The sequence below is a fragment of the Ottowia pentelensis genome (assembly GCF_964341695.1).
In genome coordinates this window covers 3,618,958-3,645,939 of the sequence record NZ_OZ224513.1, presented here as the reverse complement: position 1 = coordinate 3,645,939, position 26,982 = coordinate 3,618,958, and the positions used below count along the sequence as shown (strand labels likewise).

The window sequence follows — 26,982 nt, the reverse complement described above, 5'->3', positions numbered from 1 at the left end:
CGCTTAGGAGCTACCCATGACCACCGCCACTGCCCAATCCAAGATGACCCTTCCCGCCGCGGGAGAGGTTAAGGCAGCCGTCCAGGGTCAACGTGCCTTGGCGGCTTACCTCGCAACCCAGTTCGAGACGCAGCACATCCAGATCTTTGATGACCACAAACAGGCTCATCAGGTGGAACTGCCTACCTCGGCTTTACGCCTGCTGGTCGACATCCTGGCCGAGTTGGCCGATGGCAATGCAGTAAAGGTGGTGCCCGTCCATGCAGAGCTGACGACCCAAGAGGCGGCGGACTTGCTCAACGTGTCCCGTCCCCATTTCGTCAAGCTGCTAGAAGATGGGGTGTTGGCATTTCATCGCACCGGCAAGCACCGCAGGGTGAGGTTCGCCGATCTGATGCAGTACAAGGAAGCGCGCGAGCGCGCCAGTGAGCAGGCGATGGCCGAACTCGCTCAGCAGTCGCAAGAGTTGGGAATGGGATACGAATGAGGCATTCCCCATTCACCGCCGTCTACGACGCGTGCGTTCTATATCCCGCGCCACTGCGGGATTTCCTGATGTGGCTCGGCCTGTCTGGCCGCTTCCGGGCGCGGTGGAGCCAAGCCATTCATGAGGAGTGGAAACGCAACCTGTTGATCAACCGCCCCGATCTCACCCGGGTTCAGGTCGACAGGACGTCGGATCTCATGGACAGGGCCATTCCGGACGGCTTGGTGGAGGGCTACGAAGCGCTCGTGGCAGGCCTGACATTACCCGATCCGAATGATCGGCACGTCCTGGCTGCGGCGATTCGCTGCGGTGCGAGCGTGATTGTGACGTTCAACGAACGTGATTTCCCGAACGATCTGCTGGCTCCGTACGGCATCGAATCGCAGCACCCCGATGAGTTTGTGGACAACCTGCTGGATCTGGATGCGGCCGCCGTAGTGTCGGCTGCGCAGCGCCAGCGTGCCCAACTCAAGCATCCGCCGATCGATGTGGACCGCTATCTCGAAATCCTGCTGCGCCAAGGCCTTGTGCAAACGACCAAGGTGCTGGCGACCTATCGCACCATTCTCTGACCCGCCGAGAGCCACGGATGACCAAGAATCCTTCATCAGACGCCACTTTGCCGAAAGGCATCCATCGAAGCTGGAAGCTGCCGGATAAGTCGCTGGGTGACTTGTGGGATTCGATCGTGATGGACGAAGCCATCAAAAAACAGTTGCTGTCACAAGCGATCGTCAACTTCACGGTGCGCCCCAAGGTGGAGCGCACGGTACTCCCCCTGCACGGCGTGATCTTGTTGGTCGGCCCGCCGGGGACTGGGAAGACCTCCTTGGCACGGGGCTTGGCGCATCGTGTGGCCGAATCTTTTTCTTCTGCGAAGTTTCGATTGCTGGAAGTGGAGCCTCACACGCTGACGAGCTCTGCAATGGGAAAGACTCAACGCGCCGTGGCAGACCTGTTCTCGCAATCGATCGCAGAATCCGCAGCGGCGGGCCCGACGATCGTCCTTCTGGACGAGGTCGAAACGCTTGCGGCTGATCGAGCGAAGCTCAGCCTGGAAGCCAACCCGGTTGATGTGCACCGGGCCACCGACGCGGTGTTGGTGCAGTTGGACATGTTGGCCGAACGCAACCCGCATCTGCTGTTCGTGGCCACCAGCAACTTCCCACAGGCCGTCGACAGTGCCTTCCTATCTCGTTGCGACATGGTGATGGAGGTGCCACTGCCCGGCAAGGATGCCTGCAAGCAGATCCTAGTGGACTGCCTGAATGGCCTGGCAAAGACATTTCCGGGGATTGGCAAGCTTTCCTCGGCTCACCAGTTCGACGTGTGCGCTGGCGAGTGCGTCGGATTGGATGGTCGGGCCATTCGCAAGGTCGTAGCCAACGCCCTCGCGGCCGACCCGCAAGTGGCTATCGATCCGAACAAGCTTTCCGTAGAGCACCTGCGCAGTGCGATACGACAGGCAAAGCAAATGCGCCTTCAAGGAGGGAAGCAAAAATGACCACCGTTGTCAGCCGGACGTTTCGCAGCTCGCCGCACCGCGATGCGTTGCAGACATGGGATGCCATTGTCGAACTGCTCACTCAGGGCAAGGACGGCACGGCTCGCTCTGAACTCAGGGCCGTGACGGGCGTGGCCGCCAGCTTGATCGCCGACCAGGCACCCAAGAGCGCGCCCATCGTTGCGACATGCGATGGACCACGGACCAGGATCTACTGCCTCTTCGACGAAGACGCGATCGATGGTGATGATGCCAACGAAGAAGTCTTGGGGTTCGAGCCGTTGAAGGGAGACTGGGGAGTCTCGCTGCCGTGTCCGAAGGAGCAGCTCGGCTGGGTGCAAAGCGCGCTCAAAAAGCACAGTTCTCGCATCATTGCACGGGACTTGAGCCAAGGAATTGCCACGCAGGCGCAGGCCGATGCTGGGCAAGCGCTGTCGCTCGACCTCGGAGGTTTCCTCAAGTCATGAGCACCGTCGCCACCTACTCGTACACGCACTCGGTTACCTATGTGACCGACAACATCCTCAAGAGCTTGAAAGACATCATCCTGCTCAGTGGGCTGGACCCTGAGCACTTTGCGGATCGCTGGGAGAGCAATACCCGAGCCATCAAGACGTGGCTCGGGACCGGTGATCTGCGCAAGGTGATTCTGGAGATCTACAACCCGGCAACCGACAAGCTCGTGACCCGATGGGATATCGACATCGTGTATGGGTGGTCCGATGGCGACGGCAGCTTCTGGACAGATACCGAGCAGTTGAAGTACGCGATCAAGAAAGCTGGGCTGCTGCCATCGCAGGCCAAGTACAAGTTAATGCTCGATACAAAGCCAGGGCGACCTGATGTGGAGGGATGGAGCAAAGGAAGTTATCGCTCGACGGATGGAATGGTCAAGCAGAGCCTAGGCTCGACTGTCGAACACAGCGGCCTGGCGGGTCAGGCCGGATATTGGAGGCAACGCTGATGCTGTCGATCGATGAAGCTTTTCGCAAGTTCAAGTCGCGTCTGGAACTCAACGAACGCGAACAGAAGAATGCCTCGCAACGCCAGAACGAAGTGCGGGACTACCTGCAGACCAAGTTCGGCATTGCGCGCAGCTTCCTGACCGGTTCCTATGCTCGATACACGAAGACGAAGCCGCTCAAGGATATCGACATCTTCTTCGTGCTGAAGGACTCGGAGAAGCATTACCACGGCAAGGCCGCATCGGTAGTGCTGGATGATTTCCACTCTGCATTGGTGGAGAAATACGGTTCGGCGGCCGTGCGCAAACAGGCGCGCTCGATCAACGTGGATTTCGGTGTTCACATCGACGCGGAGGACAACACGGACTACCGGGTGGTCAGCGTGGATGCGGTGCCCGCATTCGACACCGGCGACCAGTATGAGATCCCCGATACGGCGTCCGGAAAGTGGATCAAGACGGACCCGGAGATCCATAAGGACAAGGCGACCGCAGCGCACCAAGCCTATGCCAATGAGTGGAAAGGTCTCGTGCGCATGGTGAAGTACTGGAACAACAATCCCAAGCACGGCGATCTGAAGCCGGTGAAGCCCTCGTTCCTGATCGAGGTAATGGCCCTTGAGTGTCTTTACGGCGGCTGGGGAGGATCGTTCGATCGCGAGATCCAGTCGTTCTTTGCCACGCTTGCCGATCGAGTTCATGACGAGTGGCCGGATCCCGCCGGACTTGGCCCGGCGATCAGCAACGATATGGATGCCGCGCGCAAGCAGCGCGCGCAGCAGCTGCTGTTCCAGGCGAGCCAAGACGCAAGCATCGCCATCGACCACGCGCGTCGTGGTCGCAATATCGAAGCGCTTCGCGCCTGGCGCGCACTGTTTGGCCCCAAGTTCCCACTGTCCTGATTCCATCGGCTTCCATACACGTCCCATCGAGGTACAGCATGTCCCAGTGGTCGCTTTCCCAGCTCCTGTCGTCCCTGCATGAGGACATCCAGCAGCGCTTGTCCGTAGTACGCAAGACCTTCGGTCACCCGGGTACGAAGGGGGATGCGAGCGAGAACGTCTGGATCGACATGCTGGATACCTATCTGCCCAAACGGTACCAGGCGGCCAAGGCGCATGTGGTGGACAGCCTGGGGAACTTCAGCCAGCAGATCGATGTGGTGGTGTTTGATCGGCAATATTCGCCTTTTATCTTCACCTACGAGAACGAGACGATCATTCCAGCCGAAAGCGTGTACGCCGTTTTCGAGGCCAAGCAGACGGCTGACGCGGGGCTTGTGGCCTATGCCCAGGAGAAGGTCGCCAGTGTGCGCAGGCTGCACCGCACGAGCCTGCCGATCCCGCACGCTGGCGGGACCTACCCAGCGAAGCCGTTGATTCCGATTCTGGGTGGCTTGCTCACCTTCGAGAGCGAATGGAGTCCTGCATTGGGTCCATCCATGGACAAGGCGCTGAACGCAAACCTCACCGAGGGGCGTCTGGACATCGGATGCGTTGCCGCCCACGGGCACTTTTTCTATGACCAAGCCAGCGGCGCGTACAGCTACACCAACGAAAACAAGCCGGCGACCGCGTTTCTTTTCAAGCTGATCGCGCAGCTTCAGTTCAGTGGAACGGTCCCCATGATCGATGTGGAGGCTTACGGTCAGTGGTTGACCAAGTGAGGGGGCGCTGTGGCAAGCATACGTTCGGAGTACCACCGGTTCCTGGCGCACTTGGCGCAGCGGCACGTGCACGACGACGTGCGCCGGCTGGCGCACCTGGTGCTCGATCACCTGCAGCCACTGGCCGAGGTCGGTGCTGCACGCCGGGGGCGCTCCACGCGCTTGGCGCCGCTGGCCATCGCGCATCTGGCGCAGATGCCTGTCGCCTACGACGGGGACGCGCGCGGCCCCGAAAACGGGCCGGCGCTCGGGCGACTGCACCAGCTCGAAGTCGGGCCGTTTCGAGGATTCATGCGGCAGGAGACGTTCGACCTCAGCCATGACATCACCTTGGTCTACGGTGCCAACGGCACCGGCAAGAGCAGCTTCTGCGAAGCCTTGGAAGTGGCGATGCTCGGTTCGATCAGCGAAGCGCAGGCCAAGCGGGTCGACCAGCGGACGTACTGCAACAACGCTCGCCTGCGCCGCCACGTCGCGCCAGTCCTGTCGTCTACGGCGGCGGGCGAAGCGCAGGCCGTCCAGCCCGACGAAGCTGAGTATCGCTTCTGCTTCATCGAGAAGAACCGCCTCGACGATTTCGCCCGAATCGCCGCGCGGACCCCGAGCGATCAGCGCCAGCTCATCGCCACCCTGTTCGGCGTGGACCAGTTCAGCGAGTTCGTGCGCGGCTTCAACCCCTCGCTCGATCAGGACCTGATGCTTGCCGGCGTGCAGGCGGCGCAGCTGGCGCAGCGTCGCCTGCGGTTGGCGAACTCCGAACAGACCATCGCCGCCTACCCGCAGAAGATCGCAGCGGTCGAGGGCCTGGAACAAGCTTTGGCGCAGCGCATGTCACCTGGCGCGACCTATCAAGCCTGCGTGGACTGGCTGCTGGGTACGCCGCAGCAGCAAGGACGGCTACCGTATGTCCAGGCTCAGCTGGACGCCAACCCGCCTGCCATTCACGAGGTGACCCAGGCCCGCCTGCAAGCGTTGCTGGCAGAGGCCTACCGCGTCCAGGGACTGTGGCAAGCGTCTTCCGCGCAACTCGCGGCCCGCGCGGGCGAGGTGTCGTACGCGAAGCTCTACGAGGCCGTGCAAGCGTTGGCGGACGGGGCCACCGCGTGTCCGGCATGTGGAACCGGACTGGCCGCTGTGGCACAGGACCCGTTCGCCAGGGCGCGAATGGGCCTGGAGCAGCTCGCGCAACTGGCCGTCCTGCAGCAGCAAGAGGCCGGGCATCGGACGCAGTTGAGCGAGGCGGTCCGAGCGCTGTGGGACGAAATGCGCCGCGTGGTGGCGGCGGCTGGGGTCGCTTGTCCTGCCGAATCGCAGGCCGCGGGCCTGCCACTGCTGCCTCCCACGTTGGCGGGCAATTGGCTCGGCGGCTGGGTGAATGGGGACCAGCGCGCCTGGCAAGCCCTCTTACGGATCGCACAGATCATCGAAGGCTTCGACGCGCAGGCGCGCGACGTGCATGCCCAGCGCGGCGCGATGGCCCAGGAGCGCGACCGCCTGCAACAGCATCAGCTGGAGATCGAACGGCTGCGGACCATGCGCACGACTGCGGATCAGGAGCTGGCGGCCGCCCGCCAAACCGTGGCCCAATTCGACGACGCGAACCGCGGCCTGATCCAGGCGGCCACGGACGAAATGCCGGTGGTGGTGCACCATCAGCGGGTCAAGGCCGCCTACGACGGCTTCCTACCCGAGATTCAGGCATACCTGACCGCTCTGCCGGGGGTTCTGCTACAGGGGCTGGGAGACCAAGCCCGCCATCTCTACAACGCATTCAACCGGGCCGATCCGCCCGGCGATCTGCTGCACGCGCTGTGGTTGCCCGTGGCCGAGAACGGCAAGATCGAGGTGGAGTTCGCCGGCGAGCCGGGCGTGCGCTACGACGCGTTGATCGTCTTCAGCGAAGGGCACATCAAATGCTTGGGTCTGGCGATTCTGCTTGCCAAGAACCTCGCGCAGGGCTGCCCCGTGGTCATCTTCGATGACGTCGTCAATGCGATAGACGACGACCATCGCGATGGCATCTGGCGTACCTTCTTCGAGGACGGTTTGCTCCACGGCAAGCAGGTTATCCTCACCTCGCACGCAGAGGAGTTCCTGCACCGCATCCAGCAGGAGTTGGGCGTGCGCCGCGCCGCGGCCATCAAGCGCTACAAGTTTCTCCCGCATCAGGGAGAGCACGAACTGCGGGTCGACAGCGACCCGCCAGCGAAGAACTATGTTCTTCTGGCCCAGCAGGCGTTGGCGGCTGACGAGAAACGCGAGGCACTGCGCCAGGCCCGGCCGGCGCTGGAGAGTCTGACGGACCGCCTGTGGACGTGGCTGGGTTGGCGGGCGGACGGCCGGATCGACATCAAGCTGAGCGGGCCCCGCGCGCCTTGGGAGCTGAACAATAAATGCACCAAGTTGCGGTCGGCCGTCGAGCGTATCGCGGCGCAACATGCGGGTGCGCCGGATGCCGTAGGGGCGTTGGTCAGGCTGCTCAATGTCAGAGGTACGAGTATTGAATGGGGTTACCTCAATAGCGGTGTGCACGACGCTCAGCGCGATCATGAGTTCGATCGGGCGACGGTAAGAACGGTCGTCGAGGCGGTTACGGCGTTGGATGCTGCTCTTGATACCCTGCAGAACCGATGAACGGCACACGGCTTTGCAGAGCAGTGCCGCCCGTGTCACCTCATAAGTACTTCTTGAAGCTGCCTGCGGTCAGGCTGACTGCCATCCCCAGCAACGCCGCGCTGGGCAGCAGGATGACCAGAGGATGCACCGATATGGGCAGAGCGAGATAGGTGACCCAAGGCAGCACGGCCAACGGCATCAGGCTGGCCTTCGCGCGGTGGTAGATGAAGCCGGATTCGCGGCCCGCGCCGAACCGGCGCACATCCCGTCGCACCAGGCCGTCAATCAGGCCGACGAATGCCGCCGTGAGGATCAGCGGCAGCGTGAGCACCAGGACCAGCAGGCGCACCAGGAAGGTGAGCGTCGTGAAGGCCGCAGCGATCAGGTAGCTTTCGGCCCAGACATAGACTTGGCTGATGTAGTAGCGGAAGTTGCGGCTCTGCCCGTGGCTGGCCGAGCGGACGCGCTCGGCGGTCTGGCTCATGCGCTCCAGCAACCCCGAGCGCACGAACACCCACTCGTACCCGGTATCCACCAGCTCGTGCGCCGTGCGCCCCGGCTCCTGCACCACCACGCTGCGCGTGAAGTGGTCGGACAGGTGCCCGAGTTCGTACTGCAGCATCTGCTGGGAGTGGCGCCAGCCCTGGTCCTTCCAGAACAGGTGCATGCCGACGCACTCCACCGCGATCGAGAACAGCAGCGAGCCAATGAGCACCCCGAGCAGCCGGAACGGCAAAGTGATGGTGCCGACGATCAAGCCTTGGCGTTTGTTCTGCTCCCGCTGCGCGGTCGAGGCGGCATCCTTCATGGCACGGCCTCGTTGTCCGCGCCATCGTCGGCGCCGGTGGCCACCGCGCCGGGCTCGGCCGCAGCGGCATCGTCAAGCAGGTCGTCGGGCAAGGCCGGATCCTGCAAGGCCGACGAGCTGGTGAACTCCCACCACTGCGTGGCCTCGCTGTAGCTCTGGCGCATGTACCTGGCCAGTTGCTGCAGGTCCGCCGGCATCACTTCATCCGCGTCCGGCGCCGGCAGCGGCATGCGTACCTTCCAAAGCTGGCCGCCCTGCAGCAGCGCGAAGCACTGGCCCTTGGGCAGGCCGACGACGTGTGACGGCTCGATCATCGGCACGCTGGACATGCTGATGCGGTCCTGGGTGTTCGACGTGAAATCCGTCGCGCCGCGGATGTCTGAGCTGTCCGTCGCGCCCGAGACGATGGTAGTCGTATAGACCTCGACCTTCGGCAACTGCCTCGTCAGCAGTTCCGCGGTGGCCGTCTCGCGCACGCGCAACATGAACAGGTTGTTGAAATTCCCGATCACTTGGCCGGCCTTCGCGCGATTGCCGATGCGGGCCTCGATGTCCGAGAGCGTTTGCGTGTAGGCGGTGACTTGCAGGCCCGCGCCACCGCCCTTGTTGATGAGCGGAATGAACTCGTCACCCATCAATTCATTGAACTCGTCCGCATGCACGTTGATCGGCACGCGCGCACCAGCCGATGCACCCGGCAGTCCATCGTCGATCCCGTGCTTGTAGATGTGGCCTGCGACCGAAACCAGGTCGGAGAACATCGAATTGCCGACCGCCGCGGCGACCTCGGCATCGGACAGCGCATCCAGGCCCACATAGACGACGGCTCGCTTCCTGATCACCTGCATCCAGTCGAAGATCGGCCGTGGGTCGGCCAGGTCGGAGTAGTTCGGCGCCAGGAGCTGGGCGATCTTGCCGCTCGTGAGCTTTTCCAGCAGCGGCAGCAGCGATGCAACGATCTTGTCGAAGTAGGTCTTGTCGTAGCGCACCGCCGAGCGCAGGCCATCGAGCACAGGGTCGTAGTTGCGCGCCTGGGAGAGGTATTGCTCCAGCGCCACCACACGCTTCTCGCGCCCGATCATGTTCCTTGGGATGTTCTTCTCGTTGAGCTTGGCCTCGATCTGGACGATCACCTCCCAGGCCTTGGGCTCCGTCTTGGCAAAGTAGTGCTGGGCGTACTCAATGAACAGCGCGTCGATGTTGATGACGTGGCGCTGGATCAGCATGTAGTCCGGGCGCTGCCCCAGTTCCACCAGGGCGCGGGCGATGATGTTCACGAAGCGCCATGCGAACTCGCGGAACGCCGCGCTGTTGCCTTCGCCGGAGAGCTGCCCCGCCACCCGGGTCGCCACTTCGCTGATGCGGCCGAAGCGGCCCACCGCGTTGTAGCGTGCCGAAATGTCCGGCCAGCCCAAGTGGAAGACGTAGAACTCGCCTTCGCGGCCAGCGCGCTGGGCTTCGACGTACATCCGCTTCAAGAGATCGGCATCCCCCTTGGGATCGATGACGATGACGACCTCATGCTCGCCGGCAGCATTCCTGGGGCGGATGTCCTGCGTGACGAACAACTCGGCCAGGCGCGTTTTGCCCACCCGCGTGGTGCCCAGCACCAGCGAGTGGCCGACGCGCTCGCCCAGCGGCAGGCTGACATCCACCTCGTCGGGTTCGATGCCGTGCAGGCGCGGCAGGCCACCGACAGGCGGCAACGGGCGCACGGGGTTGAAAGGCACGTCCCAGCCCGTGAGCGCGGGCAGCCGGGACAGCGGGAATGGCGCGAACTCCAGCCGCTCCTCCAGGCGCCTGGCCAGCCGGTAGGCCGGCGTCGGCTCGACGTACCGCCGGAACTCCGGCCGGTACGTCTGCATCAGCCTATGGGTGTGCTTCTGCTCCCAGAGGAACCCGCGCCCCACGAACAGCCGCTGCTGGCTGACCGGCACGTCCTTGCTCGTCATCACGTAGCGCGGCAAGCGGCGGATGTTGCGCCGGTAGCGCAGGATGACACGGGCATCGCGGTAGCGGATCGCGCCGTAGGCGCCGAATGCCAAGGCGCTGCCGACGCCCATGGCCGGACTCAGCGCGAGCGACCATGGGGCCACCAGGCACAGAAACGCGGCGCCTGCACACGCCGCGATGGTGTATAGCTCCACCGCTGGGCGTAGCAGAACCTCGACCGGCTGTTTGCCTGACATGGCTTCATTGCTCGATGCCGGAGGCCGTGATCAGCGCCGGGTAGTGCCGCAGGCCCAGGCGATCGGCCAGGTCGTCGCCGGCCACGGGCGCGAGCGGCACGCCCGGCACGAGGGCGCGCATCCGTGCCAGGCCCTGCGCGGTCTCGACGTTGACCACCAGGCCGACCGCGCCGCGTTCGCGCAGAGCCGCGGCGCGGCGCTGCAACCAGGCCCGGGAAGCCTCGTCGTCGCCGATGACCACGAACGGCCGCAGGCCGGGCGCTTCGATCACCCGTCGCGCGACGGTGCCGGGCGTGAGCTTGGCGCTGCGCACCGGCAGCATCGCGGCTTCGTCCGCTGGCGTAGCAGGAACCTGGGGCGTCGGGATGGGCGGCCGCGCCGGTGCGTTGGCGCGCGGCTGGAGGTTGAGGGCCTCGTAGTACGGCAGCGCCGACGTGCCGCCACGGTCCTCGACCACGATCAGCGGCTCGCCGGCGCGCGAGGCCAGCGGCAGGCCTGACAGCAGCACGAGCAGGCTCGTGAGCGCGAGATGCGCCGGATGGGGTTTCGTCATGGGGAAGTCTCCTGGCGCGCGGCGAGGACCGCGGCGGTTGGGCGCGTGCCCTGCACGCGGGCAAGGTGGCGCGACACGCTGCGCCGATAGCGGGCGGCGGGCTCGCCGCCCGCGGGGCGGTGGTAGCGGCCGATCGCCAGCAGCCAGTCCTCGCCGGGGGTGTGCTGCTCCTTCAGGATCTCGGCGGCGATGGCGAGGTTGCGGTACGGGTCCAACAGATCGCACGGGCTCGTGAAGCGGTGCTTGTGGTAGCCGAGGTTGATCTGGCCCAGGCCTGCGTCGATGCGCGTGCGCGGCGTGGCGCGCATCGCCTGCTGCAATCCGGCGCAGGCGTCGGCGCGCGTGGCGAAGCGGCGCGATTGGCCTGCGACGTTGAGGGACCACGGCCACGGGACGATGCGTCCGTTGCGCCGGATGCCGCTCTCCTGCAAGGCCACGGCGTAGAGCACGGTCGAGGGGATGCCTGCGCGCTGGGCAGCGAGTTGGTAAGCCGGTGGCGGAACCTCCTGGGCCAGGGCGGCACCGGCATACAGGCTGGCAGCGAGCACCAGTGCGCGCAGGGGCATGGCTACGGCTGGCGCTGCCATTGGCCGTTCACTTCGCGCACGGCGGCGGGCAGATCGCCAGGCAGGCCCAGCGACAGCCAGCGGCCGCCGTCGTGGTTGAGCGTGATGCTGCCGGCGCGCACGCGCGCCGGGTCGATCTGCGCGCGCTTGGCCCAGTCGCGGATGCGCGCGTCATCCTGGCGGCTGCCCACCATGTACAGGTCGAACTCCGCGCCCGAGGATTGCAGGCGCTGCACGAGCTGCCCGCAGGCCGTGCAGCCGTCCTTGACGAACACCGCCATGCGGCCGCTGCCGCGCAAGGGACTGCTGGATGTGCCGGCGCCCGGCTTGTCGTCGGGCAGGTTCACGCGCTGCATGCCGGGGTTCAGGCGCTGCCAGGCCTCGTCGTAGGCGCGCTGGTAGGCGAGCAGCTTCTCGACGCGGCGCGCTTCCACCTGCACCTGCAGCTCCGCATAGCGCCGCCGCTCTTCGTCGGTGCGTGCCTCGATGCCCAGGGCGGACAGCGGGTCCAGATTGGGCGAATAGATGCCCAGCGGCCCGTCCATCAGCTCGCGGTAGCGTGTCCATTCCTGCGGTTGCAGGCCCCATTCGCTGGCCGTGCGGTCGTCCAGCACGCGGGCGGCCAGCGGGCGCTCCTGGCTTTGCGCATTGCGCGCCGGGGCCGTGGCGGGCTGCTGCTGCGCCCAGGCGGGCCATTGCGCCGACGCCAACAGGACCGCGAAAAGGAGGATCGACGGCTTCATGGGGTGCTCCGGTCAGGGAATCGCCACACGGCGGGTCTGGTTGCCGGCCTGGAACACTGCGGTGTTGCCCTCGATCGCCTGCAGACGCCACGGGCCGACCGCATCCCCGGGCAGCAGCACCTGAAGTTGGGCGGGCGTGAAGTCCCCGGTGCTCGGCGCGACGGACACGCTGCGCTGGCCGGCGCGCAGTTCGGCGCCGACGACGCGGAACGGCAGCGGCGGCGGCTCGGTCTTGGAGGCGGCGGGCGTGCGCGATGCGCGCGGCTGGGCGGGTGCGGTGGCACGTGCGGCGGCCTGGTGCGCCTTGATCTGCTCGACCTCCGTGCGCAGCGCCTGGAGGTCGTCGGCCGCTGCGTAGCCACTCAGAGATTTCTCGACCTGGGCCGCGCGTGCTTCCAGTATCTGGCGGGTGTCCTTGAGGTCAGCGGCCGTTGCGACGGCTGGGCGCTGCTGGATGGCCTCGATCGTCTCGGCCAGGCCAGTCGCCTGCGCTTCGAGGCGTTGCAGGCGGGAATCTAGGCGCTCCTGGTCGGTTTGATCGCGCATCGCCAGGTAGCCCAGTGCCACGATGACGCTGAGGCCGATCAGCCAAAGCCAGAAGAGGCTCTGTACGACAACCGCGGCGGTTGAGCGTTGGGCCGGATGCGGGGCATTCATGGCTGGCCTCCCGAAGCCGCGGGCGCCAGCGGGAACGTCTGCACCGCCTCGGTGGCGGGCGGCTCGGATGTGTGCTCGGCGATCGCGCGGTCGCCGGGCCGCTCGAAGCAGATTTGCCGTGCGCGGTCATCCGCGTGCAGTTCCCAGGCCGGTCCAGCCAGCGTGAGCAGCGCATCGCGCAAGGTCATGGGGCCGAGGTGCAGGTGCGCCGCCGGCAACGGCAGCGCGTACAGTTCGATCACAGCATGCGCGGTCTGGCACAGGCCGTAGCCGCTGCGCTTGAGTACATGCCGCAGCCCGTCGCCGACTGTGGCTCGGGCGTCCTCGGGCATGGCCACGTCGATGACCTGCATCAGCAGATCGCGCTGCGCTGCAGTGGGTGTCATCTCCACGAGGGTGTAGCGGCCGTAGCGCACGACGGGAATGAACTCGGGTGCGCTGGCTTCCGGCGTGGCCGACACGTCCTCGATGGGATCGGGTGCGGCTGGCGTCGTGGTCGTTGCGCAGCCGCCCGCCAGCGCCGACCACAGCAGGCCGAGAAATCCCGCCAGAAGGCGGCGTTCGGGATGGTGAAACCACGGTGGAGAGGGGCACATAGCTCGGCGTCCTGAAACATCGAGCCCTCACCATCGCCGGTCAGCTTGCATGCGGCAGCAAACAATGCGAACCGCACGGCATCCGATTTGCCGGGAGCGAAAAAAAACGGCCCCGAAGGGCCGTAAGTGGAACGTGTCATGCGGCGACGAGCTGTCGGGCCAGTGCGACCTCGACGGAATCGCCGTCCTGGTTCAGGACATCGAGCCCAGATTCGGGCACGTCGCCCGAGGTGGACTGCGAGACCATGATCTTCTTGGCCATCAGCTCCAGGCAGGTCATCTGCGAGGAGCCGGCGTAGCCGAGGTAGATCACGCGCACGGGCTGCTTCTGCCCGATGCGCCAGGAGCGGCGTGCCGCCTGCTGGAGCGAGTCGGGTAAGGACATGGCGTTGCCGCCACATCCTCCCCTAAGAACCGTACGTGAGAGTTTCCCCTCATACGGCTCAAGCCTTTCAAAGCCCCATTGCTGGAGCCGGTTTCACAACTTCAAGACCAAGGGTGTGGATCTGGTTGTGACAGTTCGGATGAACCATGACCAGATTGCCACGCAGATTGGAACCACCATCGACACGACGGACGATGTGATGGACGTGCCAGCCACTTTCCTTTGTAAGTGACTCGCCGCAGACGGGGCACTTCCCGTCCTGTTCCAACCATAAGTGCAGAAGCCGCTTCCGGCCTGTGAGGTTGTCCTTCATCTTGGTGCCGATACGGTCCTCGAAGTAGGTTTCCCACGCAGGGTCGAATGGATTTGCATCCGCGCGGATGACAGTGTGCCGTTTGATCTTGGTGTCGCTTGCCCTGCGAAGCTCAATCCAGCGCCTTTCGTTGCTGTTGCATTCTTCGCGTTCGCATGCGAACGCCCAAGTCCGACTTCCGATCACATGGAAATACCGCTCACGAATCCACGTATAGTTCTTGTTCGGATGCTGGCGCTTGGCCCACTGCCAGAGTGCGCGCCAAATATCGCGGTCCAGACACTGGAACTGACGTGCGGCGACCACATGCCGATGGAAGTTCGCCCAACCTTGGATGACCGGGTTCAGCTTCTTGATCAGCGTGGCCTGCTTGGCCGTCTTGTGCGATTTGACGATCTCCCGAATCTTGTTCACGCAAGCCGAATAGTTGGCCGCTGATGGCTTGATCAGCAGTTTCCCGTCGTACTTGCGCACGTTCTGACCCAGGAAATCGAAGCCTTCGTCGATGTGCGTCACCTTGGTTTTCTCCGCGGACAACGTGAGCCCGCGTTCTGCAAGGAACCGCTCCACCAATGGCTTGACTTCACCGACCAACAACTCCTGCGAGTTGCCGGTGATCACAAAGTCATCTGCATACCGGATCAGGTGTACCTTCGGATGCACCATCTTCCCGCGCCGCATCGTCCGATAGAAGGTCTTCGAGAGAAACTGTTCGAGACCGTCCAAAGCGAAGTTCGCAAGCGTCGGGGAAATGATGCCGCCTTGTGGCGTTCCTGCCTCGGTCGCAGACCAAACCGCCTTTTCCATGAAACCGCACTTCAACCACATTTCCAGCACGCGCTTGTCCATGGGCACATTGCCCAGAAGCCAGTCGTGGCTGATATGGTCAAAGCATCCCTTGATGTCAGCTTCAAGTACCCATTCGGCTGCATCACGCCGTCCCAGTGCATTGAAGCACCGTTCAATGGCGTCGGCGACGGAACGCTCCGGACGGAAGCCGTAGGAGCATCCGTCCGCCGTGGTCTCCGAGACGGGAAGTAAGCCGAGCAGGTAGAGTGCCTGCATGGCCCGATCCTTCATCGTCGGGATACCGAGCGGCCGGAGTTTTCCGTTCGCCTTGGGGATGTGGACGCGCTTCAGCGGTGCGGGACGGTAGCCCCTGCGCTTCAGGTCGCCCATGGCACGCAACTTCTTCTCCGGGGTGTCCCATACCACCTTGTCCACGCCCGGAGTCTTCTTGCCTTGGTTTTCAGTCACCCGCCTCACGGCCATTGCTTTGCCTGAGAACGAGTGGGTCAGCAGCCATTGCAAGGCTTTCACCTTGCCCCAGCGGCCTTCCTGCGTCGCCTTTACGATGCGCGCTTGCAGCCTCCTGACTTCCCGATGGCAACCAGTCCAGTCGATGCTGTGCCAGCCGCCCGAGTTGCCGGAGAGCGCACCCGCGCAAACAGCTTGCGTAGTCATTTGCTTTCTCTCCAATGAAGGTTCGTCAAACAATTTCGTAAAGAAAGACCACTGTGGAAGTCTGCCCGCTTTCGCGTGGAGTAATGTCGCCTTGCGGCTCAACTCCTATCCGTTCCATTACAGTCCGGTATTCGCTTTCTCCACATTTCCTCTACCCGCATCCTCAACAACGTTCCTTGCGGTTCGCCTGCCCCGGAGGGCGAAGATACGGGCTTACCCTGTTCCACTTGAATGACAATGATGGTTTAGACCCTGCCTTTCCACCGGCGGTCGTTATGTCCGCGTAATCCCAGTCGTACAAAGGATTAGCCAACCGCGCACCTTTTGGTTCGAGCCTGTCAGCATCTTTGGCTCGCGCATACATGACGATGTTTATCAGCAGTTCACTTCCGTTGGTCATGCCATCAAGCCTAGCTCCCATCCGCATCGATGCTCGCAGATAGCACCTGTTCCTCACGGAACCGATGCCGCCTTTCGGCGGGCTACATTGTCCCGATCGCTTCACACGCCGCCGTTACCAGCAACGCATGGATCGGTAGGCTACTGGTGGCGGAACACCAGGTTTCCTCACTCCTTTCCAAGAGTTGAAACAATCATTCAAGCGACTTCAGGTCGCACGTACACGTTGTAGCCCGACTGCATGAATACGATCGTCGGGAAGTCCAACAGGTCCAACCCCGTCTTGACCAATTCGGGATTGGTGATGAGCACGTCGATGCCACGATCCAGTTGCTCCGCAATCCAGTCTTCGCGACGGCTGGCATCCACGCTTGCGCGCAGCACCGCCACCCGAAAACCTTCCTGCTCCAGCAGCACCTTCAACCGGCTGGTCGTGTCGCGCGTGCCGGTATAGACCGTATAGGCCAGGACCTTGCGCCCCTGGGCCTTCTCCTCTTTGCAGGTGTCGATCAGCTCACGCTCCTTGGGGCTGATCTCGAACTCGTTGAACTGAGCCGGGACGAACGCCAAGGTGTTGCGCGTGCGCGGATGCACCACGGTTTCCGACCGGAAGCAGCAATCCGGCCAGGCCAGCAGCACGTTGAGCACCACCCCCAGCAAGGTCGTATCGCGTCGCGCCAGAGCCTGTTTCAACTCCGCGGTCAGCCGACCCGCCAGATCGCGGTAGGCCGCGGCTTGCGCCGTGTCCATTGCGACCTCACGGAACTCTTCGTCATACGGCGGAAGCACGTTGCCGCCGATGTCTCTGAGCTTCAGGAAGATCGTGAACGGCAGGATGCAGCGCAACACGCCCTTGGGGCCGAAGCCTGGGGCCTTGACCGTTCTGACACTGACTTTCGTGCCTTTCGCGGTCTTGTGCGCCGTGCCGGTGCTCTCGGAATAAATGTCCTTCAAGACACCGTGATCGCGCATGAACGCCATCGCGGCCGAGGTCATGCTGCCGCTCGTGGTCGGGCGGTAGCCGTCTTCGATCATCCGCCCGGGAAGGGCTCGGAACAGCAGGTAGAACAGATCGTCGCCGTAGCCGCCCATCAGCGTGCCGGTCAGCAGCAAGGTCTTGCGAGCCTTCGCTGCCAGCACGCCCATGGCCTGGCCTTGGGCACTGCCACCGTTCTTGTACTCGTGGGCCTCGTCGGCGATGAGCAGGTCGAACGTGCCTTGCGGCAGGTAGCGTTTGATGAACTCGGACGGCTGGTAGCCGCCCTCGCCAAAGCCAAACTCCATATTGGCCATAGCGCGTTCCATGCGCGTAGCCTGGCGGTCGGAAAACACCAGCTCGCCGTTGCCGTCCATGAGGTTGATGAACTCATGGATGTTGTCGCCCAGCATCGACGCCAGGAACCCGTCACCGAACTTCTGCATCAGCTTCTGCGCAGTGACTTGCCCGATGGTCGGGATGCGCTTCAAGGCTTTCAGCACGGCCGAGGACTGGTCGCTGCCGGACAGGCTGCGCGGGCGGATCAGCGTCCACAGGGGCGCGGCGCAATGGCTGCACTTCCTGCGGTACTCCTCGGCTTCGAGCGCGACCGGGTTGACCGGCTCGCCGTCGAGGTCGGTGATGACCGTGCCGCAGTCAGGGCACGCTGCCACGTCGCCATGGCGGGTGCGCCGCGTGGTGAAGACGGGCTTCCAGTGGAATCCCATCCGCATCCGCACGCGCCCCAGGACAAAGAACTCCTGGCCCGTGGGCTGCACACCCAACTGCTCGCGCAGCTTGATGAGTTTGACCAGCGTATCCGGGCCGTTGAGCACCCAGACCTTGGCGCCTGCCACCGTCTCCTGGTTCTCACGCCGCCACTTGTAAACAAGGTGCGGCGGCGAAAGTACCAGGGTGCGGCAGTAGCCTTCGGCGTTGAGAACGGCGGCCGTGGCGATGCCAACGGTCGTCTTGCCGCAGCCCATTTCGCCATTGACGATCGCGGCGCGTTCGCCACGGTCGATCAGCAGCTCGGCGGCGGCATGGACGACTTCGGCCTGAGCCTGGAACAGCTTGCGCTTGAGGCTGGCGACGACGAGTTGGCGATGCGCCTGCGGTTGGCCGGTATAGACCGGCGGGTTGGCGCGGTTGAGCGAGTCGAGCAGTTCGTCGCCGAACTCACCGACGAAATCCTGAAGGCTCAGGGTCAGAGGGGATGATTCCGCGTCGAGCAGTTCGCCCTGTACGGGCGCGGCGTCAGCGGCAGTGGTTTCGAGATCGAGGGACATGGTGATGCTCCAATGAAAAATGGGGCATGCACCACCCCCAAGCGGGGCAGTGGCATGCCCCGTGGTGGGAAGAGAATCGGCGCGTGGCCGAAGGTGGTTGAAGATGCTGGCCTGGGTGCCCGCGGGTGAACCGTGCTCAGTCTTCGGACGGAAGCACGATGACGGTAGCGCTGCGCTGCGCATCGGTGACGATGCGAATGGCGAGCCCCGGATGGATCACGTAGTGCGATTCCAGCGACGCACCCGATTGAAGCGCGCTGCTGTTCGTCTGCCATTGCTGGATGTTGACGTCGCCCCAGTCGCCACGGGTGTGGCGCCTGAAGTACGGGATCGGGTCCAGGCGACCCGCGCGGACAAGACGATCAATGCCTCGGCTGAAGATGAGCGCCCCGATGGGGAACGCCAGCCGCTGGCAATAGGTTTCGATGCGATGCGATGCCATGGGCTCCTCCTTGATGGGTCATTGAGCCACGACACCCCTGGCGGAGTGAAGTGGCTCCGTCAGGTGGATAAGGATGACGATGTGGTGCCGTCAGATCAGGTCTTGCTCTTCGGGAAGCTGGACCACCGTGGTCTGGTGGTCCTCGCTGGTCTTGACGATCAGCGCCAGGTCCGGCGTGATCCTGAACTGCGAGATCATCAGGTTGTCCTGTTGGATCGCCACGTCGTTGGCTTGGCGGGTGGCCTCATCGATCTCGCCCCAGTCCCCGCGCACATGGCGCTGGACATAGGCCAAGGGGTCGATCAGGCCTCTTCGAGCCAGCCAATGCACCTTCTCACTCAACTTCAACGTACTCGGTGCGAACAACGGTTGCTTGTGCGGCGCTGGCCGCTTGAACGGATTGGGGAACATGGTGTTTCTCCTTCGACGTGGTACGGCAGGACGGCAGCGCGTCCGGTGGATCAGCGAATGGTCAACACCTCGCCCCGTGTCGGGGAGCCAGGCGTCATGTCCCACGCGCGGATGACGGGCACGAACTTGTCGGTGAGGATGCGGGTCTCGGCGATGGAGCCGTCTTCGCGTTCGGTGAATTCCCGCTGGAGCGTCTTGTCCTTGTGGGTGTCACCTTTGACGACGAGCACGCGCCCGGTCTTGGAGCGCACAACCCCCGAGATCGCGCCCGCGGCCAGAGCCAGGGCGAGATGCCAGTGGGACAAAGCCCGCGCCGGCGGACGCAGCGACTGCTGCGCGGCCCCCAGGTGCGTGTCCAGCGACGGCCAGAGACCTTGCAGCCGGCCAACCTCGTCGGCGAACTGTTCGGGCTCCATCGTCACGCGGAAGAAATGCTCCGGCTCGGCCGGACTGGCGGGGACGATGTACGGCAGGAACGGCCATTCGCTCGGCAGTTCCTCGGCTTCGACTTCGCCAAGCCCAACCTGCAGCAGCAGATTGCGCACGGCCTTGACGCCATCGGGTGCCAGCTCCCGCTGACGGACCCGGCGGCCGAAGATCACCACCTGCTTGAACTGCGTTTCCACCGCTCGGTAGATACGCAGATCGGTGTAGTGGCGCGTCAACCAGCCGACCAGCTCCGCGTCGAGCACGTAGCCGGGGACGATGAAGACCAGCACGCCGCCGTATTGCAACAGCGACAGCGAACGCTGATAGAACAGCTTTTCGAGGCGGGCACGGCCCTGGCCCTGATAGCCGATGTTGCCGTTGACGTCCTTGGACAGGTCGCCATACGGTGGATTCAGCCACAGTAGTCCGAAGGACTGCTTGGAGATCATCGTGTCCATCAGGTCCGCGTGCAGGCAGTGATCGACCAGGCCGCGGGCATGGCGCGCCCGCTCGGCGTCGAATTCGACGGCGAACGCCTTGACCTGCTCGCGCCCGAGGGCATGAGAGGCTTCGGCGATTGCCACGCCTTCACCGGCGCAGGGATCGAGGATGCACATCGGCCCGTCGCTGGGCATCAGTGCGTTGAGGGCTCTTTCGAGCGTGGGTTCGTCGGTCGGGTAGTACCCATTTTTGGCGAAATTGCGGGCGAGCCGCGGGAACATGAGAGCCATGGAAGTCTCCTGGTTGGCGGGGATGAATGACGGAAGCACGCCAAGGCGTGCCTCCGAGGGTGGGTCAAGCCGCTACCGCTTCCGGCGTCCAAATCTTGGCCGGATAGGGATAGGCGGTGAGCGCGTCACTGCGGATCAGGGAGCCCAGCGCCAAGCTCAGCGCCGGCACGTCGATGGCGAGCCGATGGCCTTCCAGCGGCCCGAGGGCGAACGGAAGGCGGGCCAGCATCTCGCGGCTTTGCAGCAGTTCCAGCACGGTCTCGCGCCAGTGGTCGAGCAGCGGCAACGGGCAGGTGTCCCGCACCAGCATCCACAGGCGGTCAAGCCGGTGGGCGCTGTCACGTGGCAGCAGTGCCAATGCGCTGGCGTTGGCCTTGTCGGGCTTGACGCAGCGCCGGTCGAACAGCCACACGTTGGACAGCGAACCGAACAGCGTTCGCCGGTAGGCGCGCGTGATGCGCTTTTCCAGGCGATCGACGTTGCCGATGAATACCGGGACGCTGCCGCCCTGGTCGGTGATGACGTGGAACTGGTCCAGTCCCTGCTCGTCGCGCCCGAGGGTCAGGCGTGCAAGGAACTGCTGGACGGCGGTGTCCCGCGCCCAGATGGACAGGAAGATCAGGTTGCCCTGGTCATCGCCGACGCAGGCGTCGGCCATCACGTCCGGGCATTCGTCGATGCGGTACAGCGTGGAAGAAGTGTTTGCGGGCATGGTGGTGTCCTCGGATGAACGGGAACAGCACCGCCCGCTGGGGCAAGTACTGCCCCAGGGGGTGGAAGAAAACCGCTCAGTCCGGCTCGAACTGTTGGGTGTGCGGATTGAAGTGAAGCGCCTCGTCCACCGCGGTGATCGGCGTGAAGCCGTCCAGGTAGATGTTGTTGAGGTACTGGTCGCGGTAGGTCAGCGCCTGCCGTGCCTGCTCCTCGGTGAGGCCGTTGTCGATGAAGTACCCCAGCATTTCCTCGTCGGAGGAAACTTCGTCGTTGGACAAACTGCCTTCAACGAGCTTCAACAGCGAGAGCGGGAGTGCAGCCAGGATCGGGTCCATGTCGGTTCCTCCTGGCTCAGGCCAACAGCGCCGCGGCGGGTGCCGTGACAGCCGTGGGTGTGCGCCGCCGGGCGTGGTAGGCGCGAACGCCTGCACGCCAGTCGGCGGACTGCTCCGGTGCGAGGTCCAGATAGGACAGCGGGCACGAGTAATAGTACGGATGCATGGACTCTTCCAGCGGCTTGTAGCCCCACTGGTTGCCGCTGCGTTCCAGCAGATCGCAGCGGATGTAGCGCAGGGACTGGCCCGGCGCGAGATCACGATGCACACCTTCGACCTTGGCGGTCAGTTCGACCACGGACCACAGCACGTTGCCGCGCAATGCGTGAGCGATAACCTTCGCGCTGACGCGCTCGGTCTGCTGTGGTGCGATCAGTTCCGCGATCAGTTCAGACCGCGATTGGGGAGAGAAATACCAGCCCATGAGAGGCCTCCTCGAAAAGTTGAGCTGGAGGCCTCCCCGTGGGGAAGAACCCCCAGTGGGTGATGGAATGCCGCAGGTGCAGCGAAGGAAAACCTATGCCTTGGCCTTAGTCCCAGTCGTCATCGTCGCGATCACAACCGGCCGGGCAGCAGCCGAACTCGATCCCATGCGAGCAATAGCCATGCTCCGCATTCCAGTCCTGGGTTTCCTGCCGTTCGGCAGGTGTTGCGTAGTCCCATTCCTGGGCCGCGATTTCGAGAGCCTGAGCACGCTGCTCATCCGGCAAACGATTAGCCTGTGCGTCGATCTCCGAACTGAAGAGCGTCACGTAGTGGTCGTAGGACAAGCCGCAACCGCGCTGGGCGTGTGCGGCGGCCGCCTTGCAGAGTTCCCACCACGCGGGTTCATCCAGCGTTGAACGCGGGGTATCGCAAGCGATGGTGAACATGATGGAGACCTCCAGAAAATGGCCAGGGCCTCCCCCGCATGGGGAAGGAACCCCGGCGGGTGGATGAAGAACACCGCGCATGCGGCGTCTGCTCACGCAGCTTGCGGTTCGGCCTGGCGGCTCCACTCCTGCGTCTTGAAGTCCAGCGCGTAGCCCAGCTCGCCCAGGCGGGCGATCTGCGCGCGCAGGGTGCGGCGGTCGATGGTCGAATCCAGTTTCACGGACTCGCCCAGCGGCCACAGCAGGCCGAACAGCGCGGCGTCACCGTCTTCGGTGCTGCCGGGGGCAGCGGCCGCAGCAGGCGGTGGCGCATCCACGCCGAAGGGCGTGGTATCGACCAGCGGGTCCGCGGACGCCTGCACGGGTGCGGGCTTGGCAGGCCTGGATGCCTTGGCGGGCTTGGCCGGCGTTGCCGCAGGCTGCGCCCCTTGCTCTTCATCGAGCGGATCGACGTCCTGGGTGGCGAAGCTGCGGGCTTCGTCGCGGCTCAGTTTGTCGATGCCATTGAGCGTCATCCCGTCGAGGCTGGCGCGGATCTCGAACCGCATGCCGCCCCCGACCGGGTAGGACTTCGGGAAGATGTAGCGGATGATGAATTCCCCGTCGTACTTGCCTTCGGGGTACTGCTCCAGTTCCGGGTCTTTGACCTCGAACGTACCGAGGTGCGTGGCGAGGCGGCCGACCGTGAACGGGCCGTTCTTGCCGCGGATGGTGCGCAGCGTGAGCTGGCCGGGGACGACGATGGGCGCGACCGATTTCTCGGGTGCCGGTGTGACTGCCATGATGGTTCTCCTTGAGGAATAGGAAAAGGCAAGGCCCCGTGAGGGGCCATGCCGGATCAGAACGAAGCAGCCAATGCCGGCTCCTGCTCCTCGACTTGCGCCTCGGGCTCGCGCTCGGCGGGCTCGGCAGGCTGGTCGGCAGCGGGGTTGGCGGCGGTGTCGATGGCGTCGTCGGCTTCGGACGCGGATGCGTCTTCGGCCGGTGGCGTCTCGGCTTGCGTCTGGCTCGTCGGATAGACCTGGGTGCCGTCGATCTTGATGAGACCGATGTGGACCAGCGTCGATTCCAGGCTTGCGGCCGGTTCCCCGGCGTGCTCGCCCTTGGTGCGGATGTACGGATCGATCTTCATGTCGTTCAGACGGAAGGCGATCAGCACCTTGCGGTCTCCCTCGATGGCCTGGACGCATCGGCGAACCAGATGCTCGGCTTCCGGGGTGGCGACGATGGTGTCGAAGTACCGATACTCGGGTTCATCGACAGGCCCGGCCAGTGCCGCGACGCAGCACGACAGGAACGGATCGCCATCCTTGGGGGTGACGTCCTTCGGACGGTTGAGGTAGCCGATGCCGCGGGTGATCAGCTCGTGCTGCTCGATCGAAGCCAGTTCGGCCCGCTCGATCAGCTCGGCCTTGAGCAGTCGCGCCTTGAGGGACGCGGCGGCCTGACCTTTCTGCTCACCCTTGTCGCGGATGTACGCATCGCCCCACAGGTCACCGAGGCGGAAGCGGACCAGCGGGCGCTGCTTGGGATCGTCAACGCCGATGTAGCGCTGAACGAGCTTCTTGGCCTCGGCACCCGAGACCTTGACGTCGAAGTAGCGGTAGCTGGGGTCCCGGGCGGGACCGACCAGCGCGGCGATGGTGCATGCCAGGAAAGGCTGCGAACGGCGGCCGCCCCGGACGGGCACTTCACGGACACGCTGGATGTAGCCGATGCCCGAGGTGTGGAGGTCGAAATACGATTTCTCGTTGGACGTGGTGTTCATGGTGAATCTCCATTGGGATGAAGCGGAGACACACCGGCCCACGCATGCGGGGAAGGTGCGTAACCCCGCGGTGGGTTGATAAGGCGAAAGCATCCGCCACCAGAGACTGATGGCCGCTCGCGAACGGATGCGGTGCGAGCTGGCTCGATCACGCAGTGGGAACTGCGCCGCAACCTCGAAGACCGATGGTTGCCTGGCATGTCGCTGACAACGTCAGCAGGCATGGGGTCAGCATGGCGGAGCTACGCGCGCGCGACAGCCATGAATCGGCATCCGGGCGCTTCCCTTTGTCCGCGCAGCCAGCTCGGCACAAAAGAAAGCCCCCGGGTGGGGGCTGTGAAGGCTGCACGGCGTTAGTTGCACTACGCCGATGGCACCACCTCCAGCGACAGATGCGTGGCGGTGGCGGACAGCATCAGATCATCCTTGCTGTGCAGGATGCGTGTGAAAACGCCGTCATTCGGGTCGAAGAACTCGCCGAAGTCGTCGCCTCCCAGTTCGGTGCGCGCCAGTTCCCACCAGTCATCGAACGGGTCGGTCTCCGGATCGCAGCCGACCGCGTAGGCCAGTAGCTTCACGCGGCCATCGGGGCGGCGCTCCCCGCGCTCGGCGAGGAAGTACACGCCCTGGTCTTTCGCCAGGACGACGCGGCATTGGTTGGCAACGGCCTCGACCAACACGGGACGAAGATCGGAGCCTCTGAATCGCAGTGGCATGATTGCAATCTCCTGTACGGATTGAGAGAAAAGCCCTCCACCTGAATGGATGGAGGGCTTGTGGGGAAGTCGCCGGTAGGCTGTGAAAGGACCAGTAGTACCGCTGGGCTTTCTGGCAACTCAGGCAGGAGCCGCTTGACGCCGGCGAGGAGCCTTGGCGTCGATCACGCTCACGTCGATCAGGCGCCAGCGCCCGTCGTCGATGAGCCGCTCCAGCACGTCGCCGAGCATGTCGAAATACACCTCGTCGTGCCGATCGACCAGTTCACCGTCGCGGTGCAGTTCCACCACGTAGACATCGGCCCCGCGGTCGTACAACACCGTGACCCGGCCCTCGAACTTCGCGGTCGAGACCGTGAAGCTGATCGCCGGAGGCGTCTCGATGATCTTGGATGGCGTGGGATCGACCCAGGTGAAGTCCCGGGCGCCCGCATCGACCAGCATGTGGGTGATGCACCGGAACCCGTCGGGTGCCGGCATTTCCTCCATCTGCTCGATGAGTTGGCCCAGTTCCATGCACTGCGGCTGGGGGACGGGCAGCTTGGCGGGTGCCTTGCCGAGAATGGTGCGCGTGATGGTGTAAGGCGTACCGTCCGCAGCTTTCTCGGTGATGACTTCCGGGGTGTCCGCGCGCAGGCCGTCGAAACGGCGGCGGGCATACGGTTGGACATGCACCTTGGTGCCTTCGCGGGGAACGGTGGTCACCAGGCTGGGGTCGAGCACCGCGAACTCGCTGGGCTTGAGCTTGACGACGATGGCGTCGTCGTTGACCGCGACCACCTTGCCATCGAAGGGCTTCGGATCGATGGCGACGCCGAGCATCGAGGACTGCGGCTGATCATCGAACACGCGGTACTTGAACGACCGCACGTTGCGGGGCACATGGCCTGCGACAAGCGAAGGCATCAGGGTCTTGATGAGAGAGCGATCCATGGGAATCTCCTTGAGGAAGAACAAGGGATTCCTATCCCGCAAGGGAAAGGTCCCTTGTGGGTGGATGGACGCGGCACGTCCGGAGGAAGAAACGACCAGCGCGGCTTCCCGCGCTTGCAGCCTCGAAGGTCTCGGCCGCCTGGGCATGTGTCGGCAACGCCGACGAACATGGGAGCAAGGATGCCTTCCGGAATGGGCGACCTGCCCGCAGGAAAGCGCACCGCGCCGCGCCCGCTTTCCGGCGCCGCGGTCAAGAAAAAGCCCCTCGGAAGGGGCTGGTTGGGTCAGGCTTCGTACACGAAGTAGTGCTCGCGCTGACGCGGGAAGAAGACATGTTTCCATGCATCGCCGCTGGTATCGCCACCGTCGAAGACGACCATGTCGTAGTCGTCAATGTCGGTGTTCATCAGGTCGGCGCTGGCGATATGGCGCATGTGCAGGGCGCCACGCATGCGCTCGAAGACCAGGATCTGGCCGATGGCATCGTCCTGGCTCATGGCGTTGACGCAGGCTCCAAGCTGGTGCTCGAAGTCGGATGCGGGTGTGATGAGGTCGGGGAACATGGGATCGCTCCTGTGAAAGTGCGCCGGCCCGGCTCTCTGGCGGGAGACCGGGCCGGCATGCGGTGAGGACAAGGAAGGCCGGGGATGTGTGTGGCAGCTATTCGCCGGCCAGCGATAGGCCCGGCAACACGGGTGCGTCGGCATCGAGGATGAGGATGCGCACGTCGGCCTGGCCGGCCAGTTCAAGGATCTGTGCCAGGTCGTCCGGCATGCCCTTGCTGCGGTGCTCCTGCCGAAGCTGCTCGGCGGTGATCCCCTCGACGTCCTGCAGGTGCTGGTCCGTCCAGGGCGTGGAGATCAGCTTGACGCCGATCGCCGGGCTGTAGGGAACCCGGAACGCAACGAACAAAAGGGCCTCCGGCGTCGCGAGGTCAGCCAGGTTGGCCAGGTACTGGCCGGTTTCGTGGCTGATGTGCGCACTGCTGATTTCCCAGCAGCGGCTGTAGTAGCCGGTCTCGAAGCTCAACCGCTGCACGACTTCCCGTGCGGCCTCGGCCGAATAAGTGTCGCCGACGTGGACGGGGCGGCCGTCGAAGTCGTCGCCGTGGATCGCGTACACCACGGCACCCACCACGCCTTCGCCGCTGACCCCTTCAGCCGCGTCGCATTCGGCGATCAGTGCGGCGCCGACAGGTTCGGTGCCAGTCCTGACCACCGCGAAGTCGCTGGTGACGATGCAGGGAGAAGAAACCAGCGCCGCGTCGCAGAGGTGCTGCTGGCTCGGGTGGATGTTTCGCCAGACATGCGGGCTTCCGTCCTCGTGGCTGATGGACAGCGTGCGGACGACCTTCAGATTCCAGTAGCCGCGTAGAAAGGGATTGGGATTCTGGGACATGGGATTTCTCCAACAGAATAATGATGGAGCCAATCCCCGCCACCGGGAATTGACCCCG

General features: G+C 64.2%; 29 protein-coding genes and 2 pseudogenes. 8 read left to right on the top strand and 23 right to left on the bottom strand.

The genetic code is table 11. The features are described from left to right. The first annotated feature begins 16 nt into the window (after positions 1 to 16). The 8 genes from ACWHMB_RS17640 to ACWHMB_RS17605 are packed head-to-tail and all read left to right on the top strand — an operon-like array spanning position 17 to position 7,255. Positions 17 to 487, top strand: coding sequence for a helix-turn-helix domain-containing protein (locus ACWHMB_RS17640; RefSeq protein WP_003050245.1), 471 nt, complete (start codon positions 17 to 19; stop codon positions 485 to 487). Beyond that, entirely contained in the window at positions 484 to 1,059 is a 576-nt protein-coding gene (locus ACWHMB_RS17635; RefSeq protein ID WP_003153636.1) for a PIN domain-containing protein, read from the top strand. Before ACWHMB_RS17640 ends, ACWHMB_RS17635 begins: the two co-directional genes overlap by 4 nt. A gap of 17 nt (positions 1,060 to 1,076) precedes the next feature. Then, complete coding sequence (cap6, locus tag ACWHMB_RS17630; RefSeq protein ID WP_016852809.1) at positions 1,077 to 1,991, top strand: CBASS system CD-NTase-associated protein Cap6; 915 nt, start codon at positions 1,077 to 1,079, stop codon at positions 1,989 to 1,991. Further along, positions 1,988 to 2,458, top strand: coding sequence for a type III CBASS phage resistance system CD-NTase-associated protein Cap8 (gene cap8, locus ACWHMB_RS17625; RefSeq protein WP_003090160.1), 471 nt, complete (start codon positions 1,988 to 1,990; stop codon positions 2,456 to 2,458). Before cap6 ends, cap8 begins: the two co-directional genes overlap by 4 nt. Beyond that, on the top strand, positions 2,455 to 2,955 hold the full coding sequence (cap7, locus tag ACWHMB_RS17620) for a type III CBASS phage resistance system CD-NTase-associated protein Cap7 (RefSeq protein WP_003090159.1): 501 nt from the start codon (positions 2,455 to 2,457) through the stop codon (positions 2,953 to 2,955). Before cap8 ends, cap7 begins: the two co-directional genes overlap by 4 nt. Continuing rightward, positions 2,955 to 3,857 carry a CBASS oligonucleotide cyclase gene (locus tag ACWHMB_RS17615; protein WP_003090158.1) on the top strand — a complete coding sequence of 301 codons (903 nt, stop codon included), beginning with the start codon at positions 2,955 to 2,957 and terminating at the stop codon, positions 3,855 to 3,857. The genes cap7 and ACWHMB_RS17615 overlap by 1 nt, the downstream gene beginning before the upstream one ends. Positions 3,858 to 3,895: 38 nt before the next feature. Further along, the gene (gene nucC, locus ACWHMB_RS17610) at positions 3,896 to 4,621 is read left to right on the top strand and encodes a CBASS effector endonuclease NucC (RefSeq protein ID WP_003050273.1); all 726 of its coding nucleotides are present in this window, start codon (positions 3,896 to 3,898) and stop codon (positions 4,619 to 4,621) included. Between the two features lie 9 nt (positions 4,622 to 4,630). Continuing rightward, positions 4,631 to 7,255, top strand: coding sequence for an AAA family ATPase (locus ACWHMB_RS17605; RefSeq protein WP_447648655.1), 2,625 nt, complete (start codon positions 4,631 to 4,633; stop codon positions 7,253 to 7,255). Between the two features lie 40 nt (positions 7,256 to 7,295). Here the strand turns inward: ACWHMB_RS17605 and ACWHMB_RS17600 are convergent, their stop codons facing one another. The 23 genes and pseudogenes from ACWHMB_RS17600 to ACWHMB_RS17490 form a co-directional block, all read right to left on the bottom strand. Next, positions 7,296 to 8,045: a TIGR03747 family integrating conjugative element membrane protein gene (locus ACWHMB_RS17600; protein ID WP_023108453.1), complete on the bottom strand. Its 750-nt coding sequence runs from the start codon at positions 8,043 to 8,045 to the stop codon at positions 7,296 to 7,298. After that, a complete protein-coding gene (traD, locus tag ACWHMB_RS17595) occupies positions 8,042 to 10,234 on the bottom strand; it encodes a type IV conjugative transfer system coupling protein TraD (RefSeq protein ID WP_377483516.1) in 2,193 nt (730 codons plus the stop codon). Before traD ends, ACWHMB_RS17600 begins: the two co-directional genes overlap by 4 nt. A gap of 4 nt (positions 10,235 to 10,238) precedes the next feature. After that, positions 10,239 to 10,787, bottom strand: coding sequence for an integrating conjugative element protein (locus tag ACWHMB_RS17590; RefSeq protein WP_023114007.1), 549 nt, complete (start codon positions 10,785 to 10,787; stop codon positions 10,239 to 10,241). Next, the gene (locus ACWHMB_RS17585; protein ID WP_377483518.1) at positions 10,784 to 11,374 is read right to left on the bottom strand and encodes a transglycosylase SLT domain-containing protein; all 591 of its coding nucleotides are present in this window, start codon (positions 11,372 to 11,374) and stop codon (positions 10,784 to 10,786) included. Before ACWHMB_RS17585 ends, ACWHMB_RS17590 begins: the two co-directional genes overlap by 4 nt. Continuing rightward, positions 11,356 to 12,096, bottom strand: a complete 741-nt coding sequence (locus ACWHMB_RS17580) for a TIGR03759 family integrating conjugative element protein (protein ID WP_003090146.1) — start codon at positions 12,094 to 12,096, stop codon at positions 11,356 to 11,358. The genes ACWHMB_RS17585 and ACWHMB_RS17580 overlap by 19 nt, the downstream gene beginning before the upstream one ends. A gap of 12 nt (positions 12,097 to 12,108) precedes the next feature. Next, positions 12,109 to 12,753, bottom strand: a complete 645-nt coding sequence (locus ACWHMB_RS17575) for a hypothetical protein (protein ID WP_043496221.1) — start codon at positions 12,751 to 12,753, stop codon at positions 12,109 to 12,111. Next, on the bottom strand, positions 12,750 to 13,349 hold the full coding sequence (gene pilL2, locus ACWHMB_RS17570) for a PFGI-1 class ICE element type IV pilus protein PilL2 (RefSeq protein ID WP_042113999.1): 600 nt from the start codon (positions 13,347 to 13,349) through the stop codon (positions 12,750 to 12,752). The genes ACWHMB_RS17575 and pilL2 overlap by 4 nt, the downstream gene beginning before the upstream one ends. A gap of 136 nt (positions 13,350 to 13,485) precedes the next feature. After that, positions 13,486 to 13,719: pseudogene (locus ACWHMB_RS17565) on the bottom strand (DEAD/DEAH box helicase); the annotation flags it as partial. 82 nt (positions 13,720 to 13,801) lie between these two features. Then, a complete protein-coding gene (gene ltrA, locus ACWHMB_RS17560; RefSeq protein ID WP_377483522.1) occupies positions 13,802 to 15,511 on the bottom strand; it encodes a group II intron reverse transcriptase/maturase in 1,710 nt (569 codons plus the stop codon). 600 nt (positions 15,512 to 16,111) lie between these two features. Continuing rightward, a pseudogene (locus ACWHMB_RS17555) lies at positions 16,112 to 18,175 on the bottom strand (DEAD/DEAH box helicase); the annotation flags it as partial. Positions 18,176 to 18,311: 136 nt separating this feature from the next. Continuing rightward, positions 18,312 to 18,617 (bottom strand): hypothetical protein, encoded by a 306-nt coding sequence (locus ACWHMB_RS17550; protein ID WP_377483524.1) that lies wholly within the window; start codon positions 18,615 to 18,617, stop codon positions 18,312 to 18,314. A gap of 90 nt (positions 18,618 to 18,707) precedes the next feature. Then, complete coding sequence (locus tag ACWHMB_RS17545) at positions 18,708 to 19,028, bottom strand: hypothetical protein (RefSeq protein WP_060784102.1); 321 nt, start codon at positions 19,026 to 19,028, stop codon at positions 18,708 to 18,710. Positions 19,029 to 19,078: 50 nt separating this feature from the next. Next, entirely contained in the window at positions 19,079 to 20,212 is a 1,134-nt protein-coding gene (locus tag ACWHMB_RS17540; RefSeq protein WP_377483562.1) for a DUF6094 domain-containing protein, read from the bottom strand. Positions 20,213 to 20,252: 40 nt separating this feature from the next. Then, positions 20,253 to 20,900 (bottom strand): hypothetical protein, encoded by a 648-nt coding sequence (locus ACWHMB_RS17535; protein WP_003098901.1) that lies wholly within the window; start codon positions 20,898 to 20,900, stop codon positions 20,253 to 20,255. 76 nt (positions 20,901 to 20,976) lie between these two features. Beyond that, entirely contained in the window at positions 20,977 to 21,237 is a 261-nt protein-coding gene (locus tag ACWHMB_RS17530) for a hypothetical protein (protein ID WP_003098905.1), read from the bottom strand. A gap of 16 nt (positions 21,238 to 21,253) precedes the next feature. Beyond that, positions 21,254 to 21,661: a hypothetical protein gene (locus ACWHMB_RS17525; RefSeq protein WP_011804742.1), complete on the bottom strand. Its 408-nt coding sequence runs from the start codon at positions 21,659 to 21,661 to the stop codon at positions 21,254 to 21,256. 106 nt (positions 21,662 to 21,767) lie between these two features. Next, on the bottom strand, positions 21,768 to 22,109 hold the full coding sequence (locus ACWHMB_RS17520; protein ID WP_377483528.1) for a hypothetical protein: 342 nt from the start codon (positions 22,107 to 22,109) through the stop codon (positions 21,768 to 21,770). Positions 22,110 to 22,201: 92 nt separating this feature from the next. Then, positions 22,202 to 22,891: a DUF3275 family protein gene (locus tag ACWHMB_RS17515; RefSeq protein WP_377483530.1), complete on the bottom strand. Its 690-nt coding sequence runs from the start codon at positions 22,889 to 22,891 to the stop codon at positions 22,202 to 22,204. 56 nt (positions 22,892 to 22,947) lie between these two features. Beyond that, a complete protein-coding gene (locus tag ACWHMB_RS17510; RefSeq protein WP_060784109.1) occupies positions 22,948 to 23,877 on the bottom strand; it encodes a DUF3577 domain-containing protein in 930 nt (309 codons plus the stop codon). A gap of 362 nt (positions 23,878 to 24,239) precedes the next feature. After that, positions 24,240 to 24,593 carry a DUF3085 domain-containing protein gene (locus ACWHMB_RS17505; RefSeq protein ID WP_059371674.1) on the bottom strand — a complete coding sequence of 118 codons (354 nt, stop codon included), beginning with the start codon at positions 24,591 to 24,593 and terminating at the stop codon, positions 24,240 to 24,242. 120 nt (positions 24,594 to 24,713) lie between these two features. Beyond that, positions 24,714 to 25,526: a hypothetical protein gene (locus ACWHMB_RS17500; protein WP_060784110.1), complete on the bottom strand. Its 813-nt coding sequence runs from the start codon at positions 25,524 to 25,526 to the stop codon at positions 24,714 to 24,716. Positions 25,527 to 25,810: 284 nt separating this feature from the next. Beyond that, positions 25,811 to 26,089: a hypothetical protein gene (locus ACWHMB_RS17495; protein ID WP_060784111.1), complete on the bottom strand. Its 279-nt coding sequence runs from the start codon at positions 26,087 to 26,089 to the stop codon at positions 25,811 to 25,813. 97 nt (positions 26,090 to 26,186) lie between these two features. Beyond that, complete coding sequence (locus ACWHMB_RS17490) at positions 26,187 to 26,924, bottom strand: DUF5983 family protein (RefSeq protein WP_060784112.1); 738 nt, start codon at positions 26,922 to 26,924, stop codon at positions 26,187 to 26,189. Positions 26,925 to 26,982 lie beyond the last annotated feature (58 nt).

Coding starts and splice junctions, on each gene's coding strand:
- cap8 (WP_003090160.1), top strand. CDS start 1,988: ATGACCACCGTTGTCAGCCGGACGTTTCGCAGCTCGCCGCACCGCGAT.
- ACWHMB_RS17510 (WP_060784109.1), bottom strand. CDS start 23,877: ATGAACACCACGTCCAACGAGAAATCGTATTTCGACCTCCACACCTCG.
- traD (WP_377483516.1), bottom strand. CDS start 10,234: ATGTCAGGCAAACAGCCGGTCGAGGTTCTGCTACGCCCAGCGGTGGAG.
- ACWHMB_RS17505 (WP_059371674.1), bottom strand. CDS start 24,593: ATGCCACTGCGATTCAGAGGCTCCGATCTTCGTCCCGTGTTGGTCGAG.
- ACWHMB_RS17580 (WP_003090146.1), bottom strand. CDS start 12,096: ATGAAGCCGTCGATCCTCCTTTTCGCGGTCCTGTTGGCGTCGGCGCAA.
- cap6 (WP_016852809.1), top strand. CDS start 1,077: ATGACCAAGAATCCTTCATCAGACGCCACTTTGCCGAAAGGCATCCAT.
- ACWHMB_RS17520 (WP_377483528.1), bottom strand. CDS start 22,109: ATGTTCACCATCGCTTGCGATACCCCGCGTTCAACGCTGGATGAACCC.
- ACWHMB_RS17550 (WP_377483524.1), bottom strand. CDS start 18,617: ATGGCATCGCATCGCATCGAAACCTATTGCCAGCGGCTGGCGTTCCCC.
- ACWHMB_RS17535 (WP_003098901.1), bottom strand. CDS start 20,900: ATGCCCGCAAACACTTCTTCCACGCTGTACCGCATCGACGAATGCCCG.
- ACWHMB_RS17585 (WP_377483518.1), bottom strand. CDS start 11,374: ATGGCAGCGCCAGCCGTAGCCATGCCCCTGCGCGCACTGGTGCTCGCT.
- ACWHMB_RS17525 (WP_011804742.1), bottom strand. CDS start 21,661: ATGGGCTGGTATTTCTCTCCCCAATCGCGGTCTGAACTGATCGCGGAA.
- nucC (WP_003050273.1), top strand. CDS start 3,896: ATGTCCCAGTGGTCGCTTTCCCAGCTCCTGTCGTCCCTGCATGAGGAC.
- ACWHMB_RS17635 (WP_003153636.1), top strand. CDS start 484: ATGAGGCATTCCCCATTCACCGCCGTCTACGACGCGTGCGTTCTATAT.
- ACWHMB_RS17575 (WP_043496221.1), bottom strand. CDS start 12,753: ATGAATGCCCCGCATCCGGCCCAACGCTCAACCGCCGCGGTTGTCGTA.
- ACWHMB_RS17615 (WP_003090158.1), top strand. CDS start 2,955: ATGCTGTCGATCGATGAAGCTTTTCGCAAGTTCAAGTCGCGTCTGGAA.
- cap7 (WP_003090159.1), top strand. CDS start 2,455: ATGAGCACCGTCGCCACCTACTCGTACACGCACTCGGTTACCTATGTG.
- ACWHMB_RS17590 (WP_023114007.1), bottom strand. CDS start 10,787: ATGACGAAACCCCATCCGGCGCATCTCGCGCTCACGAGCCTGCTCGTG.
- ACWHMB_RS17515 (WP_377483530.1), bottom strand. CDS start 22,891: ATGGCAGTCACACCGGCACCCGAGAAATCGGTCGCGCCCATCGTCGTC.
- ACWHMB_RS17545 (WP_060784102.1), bottom strand. CDS start 19,028: ATGTTCCCCAATCCGTTCAAGCGGCCAGCGCCGCACAAGCAACCGTTG.
- ACWHMB_RS17500 (WP_060784110.1), bottom strand. CDS start 25,526: ATGGATCGCTCTCTCATCAAGACCCTGATGCCTTCGCTTGTCGCAGGC.
- ACWHMB_RS17495 (WP_060784111.1), bottom strand. CDS start 26,089: ATGTTCCCCGACCTCATCACACCCGCATCCGACTTCGAGCACCAGCTT.
- ACWHMB_RS17530 (WP_003098905.1), bottom strand. CDS start 21,237: ATGGACCCGATCCTGGCTGCACTCCCGCTCTCGCTGTTGAAGCTCGTT.
- ACWHMB_RS17640 (WP_003050245.1), top strand. CDS start 17: ATGACCACCGCCACTGCCCAATCCAAGATGACCCTTCCCGCCGCGGGA.
- pilL2 (WP_042113999.1), bottom strand. CDS start 13,349: ATGTGCCCCTCTCCACCGTGGTTTCACCATCCCGAACGCCGCCTTCTG.
- ACWHMB_RS17600 (WP_023108453.1), bottom strand. CDS start 8,045: ATGAAGGATGCCGCCTCGACCGCGCAGCGGGAGCAGAACAAACGCCAA.
- ACWHMB_RS17490 (WP_060784112.1), bottom strand. CDS start 26,924: ATGTCCCAGAATCCCAATCCCTTTCTACGCGGCTACTGGAATCTGAAG.
- ltrA (WP_377483522.1), bottom strand. CDS start 15,511: ATGACTACGCAAGCTGTTTGCGCGGGTGCGCTCTCCGGCAACTCGGGC.